Here is a 4,247-nt window from a genome sequence, read left to right on the forward strand (position 1 = left end):
CCCGCGCCATCGTATTCGTASGTCGTGGTCTGSCCCAGGGCGTTGGTGACCGAAGTCAGGCGGCGGCGGGCGTCATGCGTGTTGACGGTCTGGCGGCCYTCGGGGTCGATGACTTTCGCCACGTCGCCCACGCTRTCCAGTTCGAACCTGGTGATCGCMGCCAGCAGGCGGTTCTCGGACGTGCGCAGGTTGCGGCGGTCGTAGCTGTAGGACCCGTTCTGCTGTTCAATAGAGGCTCATGGCCTCCGGCAGCCCGCGAAATCAACGTTTCGTGGGCTGCAAATGAAACGAATTTTTAAAGATCGATTGCCACTTTACGTCGGCAGAACGTTTGCATGGGCGGGCGGGCAGAATTCTACTTGATTGATGCTGCCGCGTGGAGATACCGCCTGCCGTTAAAGGCGAAAACTGCATTTATGATGTTCACTTTCGATGACCAGTTCATGCGGAAAAATCTGCACAAACAACTATAGCAAATGAATTTTCTGCTTCAGTACTACATCTACTTCATGGACTGGTGGAGCAAGCATCTGCGGCAAGTGCTGCGCAAGCAAGCTTTGTTAGCCGATTTCGCACGAGCGGCGCAGCCACCAAACTTGCGAGTTCGCCCTGCACCACCGCGCCAAACGCGGCGCAACCGCAAGCCCGACTGGGCGGTCGAACTGGTGCTGGCGTTGCATCGGCACGGCCTGAGCATCCGTCAGATCAAGGCCCAGTTTGATCGGCAGGGCGCAGCCCTTGGCCAGTCGATCAGCCTAGGCACCATTTGCGACTGGCTGCGGCGCTACGCCTCGAACATGCGCGCTGTCCAGCAGCGCACCAAACACCGGCAGCCGAAACATATTCCAGCCAACAAAGAATGGGGTGTGGATGCTACCGGCAAACAAGACGTGGCAGGTAATGTGCACTTCATCTTTGGCATCATCGACTGCGGCACGCGCCTTTGCATTCATCTTTCCCGCACAGCGGGCCAGACATCGAAGGCGCTACTGAAAGAACTGCGTGCAGCCGTTGCCATTTACGGTAAGCCCCAGCGGATTTGCACCGACAACGCACCGGTCTTCCACAGCAAGGAATTCGCGCAAGGACTACGCGCGCTCGGCATCAAGCATCGCTTTATCGGGCGTGGCAAGCCCTGGCAAAACGGGCGCATCGAGCGCTTGTTCCTGACCTTGAAGCAGAAGCTGAANGCGCGCGCTCGGCATCAAGCATCGCTTTATCGGGCGTGGCAAGCCCTGGCAAAACGGGCGCATCGAGCGCTTGTTCCTGACCTTGAAGCAGAAGCTGAACTTGCTGGTGCCTGAACGCCCGCAGGACCTGGACTCGCTGCTTGCCACATTCAGGAAGTGGTACAACGAGATTCGGCCGCATCAGCATTTGTTTGGCTGGACACCGATGGAGGCCTGGCGCGGAATCAATCCTTATCTGAACTCACCGAAAGCGTTCGTTCCTTTCCAGGGCTGGAACGGGCTATTGAAAGGATTCGTGCCGCTGCATTAGCCAGCAACCGAGTGGCGGTCTGTTGAACATGGCGAACGACAGGTGTTCAGGCTCGCGCTCGCCCACCATCCAGGAACTGCTGAAATACTAGGCACATTAATTCGAGCGATCGTACAATTTGCTGAAAAAAACGGCTCAATGGTCAGCGAGTTGTGCATTGTGGGGCCGCTTTTGGTTTGAAAAAAGTGGCCCGCAGCCCCTACCCCAAGTTCAACTGAACACTGAACGGGGCAACTGAACGGGGCAGCAGGGGCAGGGGCAGCTATTACTCCAGAAAAGCGCGCATATCATCTTCAAGAAACGAAGCAAAATCTTTTGCGCGATAACGTGAGTAAGATTTTGACGGACAGTCCCAGACAATCACGCGACATTCCCCATTGTTGCGTTCGGATGTGTCAATGCAAACAAATTCATCACCATCGTGATCACATACAACAATCATATGATTCGGCAAATTACACGAAAGGCGGGCTCGTCCTGTTTCTCGCACAATGTTTTGCATCGTTGCGCCTAATCCCAAATACTCGTTAGGACCAAACGACACCCATCCCCAACGTTTCAAATAGTCGGTAAATGATTCAGGAAATTTGAGCCCAAGCGTTTCCTCGGCGTTTCTTATTTCCTGATCCGGCTGAGGAGTTCCAACATCGGCGAGATCGGCATTCGCAGCGATCAATTGTTCTACGAAATCAAGCATCACTTAAAGCCCTTTGCCCGTTCTGTCCAGTACCAATAACGGAAATTATTAAAAGCCTTCTCCGCGTCTGTCGTCTTCCCATCCACCGAGTACCTGAAACTCTTGCCCGGTTCAGTAAGGCCATGCAATATTTTCGTGTTGTCCGAATGTAGTTTCCCACCTACCTCTGCCAAAGCACCCGGTTCATCTTGAGTAAGATGATGAAGGTTTACTTTCTCTCCATCGTAGCCAATCGGAGGCCTGCCTTTCTTCATTCGCTGAATATTGGTCATTCCATCCACACTGTGATAAGGGTCAAATAGATCATTTCTGGAATAGACTTTTCTATACCCGACTCGGTCGACTCCAACGACGCGAGGCTCTTCCCAGTACTTCAGTCGGCGCGTTGTAGCCACTTCAGCGGCAGGACGTCCGCCTTCGGCATCCCAAGTCTCGATGCAGTCAACATTATGCACCCAAGCTCTCAAGTGACCGACAAAATATGAATGGAAGTCATCTACAGTTAGGTTGTATGTTTCCGGAGATCGATGCAGGTCGACCAATGAAACCACATCGAGTCCAGTTCCATCGTTTGACTGGACAAGCATACCCAGCTTCAGTTTCCCACTCTCGACCCATCCTGACGCCTCGGAGCCTTCAATAAAGCGGCCCTTGTTTAACACCCAGAATGGATGGTTATCGGTCACAGTCAACGTTTCTGACTCACCGGTCGCGCTACGCAATGTCAGATCAAACACGCCCTTGTTTTGCGTGAGTATCAGTTTTAGGACTGGCTTATATGCGAGCTCGCCAGTCACATCGCTCTTCGAAAGTACTAGATCGCCCTCGCGAACATCTTCAATGGATTTGAATCCACCCTGAACGGATACTAGCGTGCCAGCAACAAAGCAAGACTTGCATGGACTGCGCCGCGGACTGCCTTCTGCGGCTTGGCGGGGCATTGCGGCATGCTCAGCCTCTTTCGCCGCCAACCGCTGTTCTGCTTTAAGGGCTTGTTGTTCAATGCGACGCTCTTTTGCACCCTTATTGATAAGACGCAAGCCGTCCTTAGCGCCTTCCAAAACGAATTTCCCGCCAGCTTTAGCCACTCGAGCGCCATATTTTGCTGCCATTCCACCCGCGAAGCTATATCGGTCAGGTCCAGCAGCTTCGAGAATTGCTCCACCAATCTCACCAAACTCCACGCCGATTCGATTCATTTTTCGGCTTTGGATTTGGCCTGGCGTCATTGTCTCTACATCTATGCCGCCTTCCGAGCTCTCTTTCGTCAGGTCGGAATCGATAGTGCTGTCGCGCTGAACCTCGTCGAAGTTATTTCCGACAGAATCCCTGAACCGCTTAGATCCCTTGGCACGCTCCTCCCTATCATAGACATCACGATGGGCAGTACGCTGTTGCTTCGCTTCAGCGCTCATGCAGTCGTCGGGATTCTGCGAGAAGCAGTTTGGCCTCGTGTTTTGGTACCCGTTCAGGTCCACATAAACCGTCGGATTAGCATACGCGTACAGGTAATGATGCAGCGAAAGCGGCGTGTTCCAGTCGCCTTCATACGGGTCTTGCGTAATGAAGCGGCCTAGCTGCGGGTCGTAGTAACGCGCCTGGAAGTACACCAGGCCGGTCTCCGCATCCATCTGGTGGCCGGTGTAGCCGAACTTGTTGGCGCTCTGGCCGGTCGCCTCGGTGATGTTGCCGAAGGCGTCGTAAACAATCTCGCTCTTCAGCTTGCCGCTGCCATCGGTGGTGGCGACGGTGGCGGCCGTCGTTGTCGTAGCGGGCGATGACTTCGCCGCCGCTGTCGCGGTCCTGGAAGGCATTGCGGCCATCCCACAGGGTGCGCAGCTTGACCGGTGGTGCACCCGGCTGCAGCGGGTCCTTGGCTTCCTTCTCGATGCGCAGGCCAAGGTGGTCGTTGCTGTAGCGGCCCAGCATGGTGCCGTTGCGCGCTACCGAGATCAGGTTGTCGTTGCCGTTGTAGCGGTAGATGGTGCTGTCGCTGCCCTGCTTCTTCTCGGTCAGGTTGCCTTCGCCGTCGTAGTTCAGCGTGGTGATC

Annotated in this window: 5 protein-coding genes and 2 pseudogenes; 2 read left to right on the forward strand and 5 right to left on the reverse strand. The window is 54.7% G+C overall.

Annotated features, from left to right (window positions below; translation table 11 throughout):
• A partial coding sequence (locus ASD07_RS32365) for an RHS repeat domain-containing protein (RefSeq protein ID WP_162246580.1) occupies positions 1-131 on the reverse strand: 131 nt, incomplete at its 3' end.
• A gap of 666 nt (positions 132-797) precedes the next feature.
• On the opposite strand from ASD07_RS32365, the gene ASD07_RS32370 reads away from it, so the two are divergent.
• Both ASD07_RS32370 and ASD07_RS32375 read left to right on the forward strand, forming a co-directional pair.
• On the forward strand, positions 798-1,189 hold a 392-nt coding region (locus tag ASD07_RS32370; protein WP_373922089.1), incomplete at its 3' end, for a DDE-type integrase/transposase/recombinase.
• 23 nt (positions 1,190-1,212) lie between these two features.
• Positions 1,213-1,500 (forward strand): annotated as a pseudogene (locus ASD07_RS32375) (integrase core domain-containing protein); the annotation flags it as partial.
• A 265-nt stretch (positions 1,501-1,765) separates the two neighbouring features.
• Here ASD07_RS32375 and ASD07_RS30295 read toward each other — a convergent pair.
• The 4 genes and pseudogenes from ASD07_RS30295 to ASD07_RS31800 form a co-directional block, all read right to left on the reverse strand.
• Positions 1,766-2,197, reverse strand: a complete 432-nt coding sequence (locus tag ASD07_RS30295; protein WP_082507416.1) for an SMI1/KNR4 family protein — start codon at positions 2,195-2,197, stop codon at positions 1,766-1,768.
• Complete coding sequence (locus tag ASD07_RS31790; protein ID WP_255357017.1) at positions 2,197-2,469, reverse strand: HNH/ENDO VII family nuclease; 273 nt, start codon at positions 2,467-2,469, stop codon at positions 2,197-2,199. The genes ASD07_RS30295 and ASD07_RS31790 overlap by 1 nt, the downstream gene beginning before the upstream one ends.
• Positions 2,470-2,655: 186 nt before the next feature.
• A pseudogene (locus ASD07_RS31795) lies at positions 2,656-3,840 on the reverse strand (polymorphic toxin-type HINT domain-containing protein); the annotation flags it as partial.
• A complete protein-coding gene (locus ASD07_RS31800; RefSeq protein WP_307144708.1) occupies positions 3,743-4,246 on the reverse strand; it encodes a hypothetical protein in 504 nt (167 codons plus the stop codon). The pseudogene ASD07_RS31795 and the gene ASD07_RS31800, both read right to left, overlap by 98 nt.
• Position 4,247 lies beyond the last annotated feature (1 nt).

This window comes from Duganella sp. Root336D2, assembly GCF_001425005.1.
Lineage (GTDB): Bacteria > Pseudomonadota > Gammaproteobacteria > Burkholderiales > Burkholderiaceae_D > Rugamonas.

Coding starts and splice junctions, on each gene's coding strand:
- ASD07_RS30295 (WP_082507416.1), bottom strand. CDS start 2,197: ATGCTTGATTTCGTAGAACAATTGATCGCTGCGAATGCCGATCTCGCC.
- ASD07_RS31790 (WP_255357017.1), bottom strand. CDS start 2,469: ATGACCAATATTCAGCGAATGAAGAAAGGCAGGCCTCCGATTGGCTAC.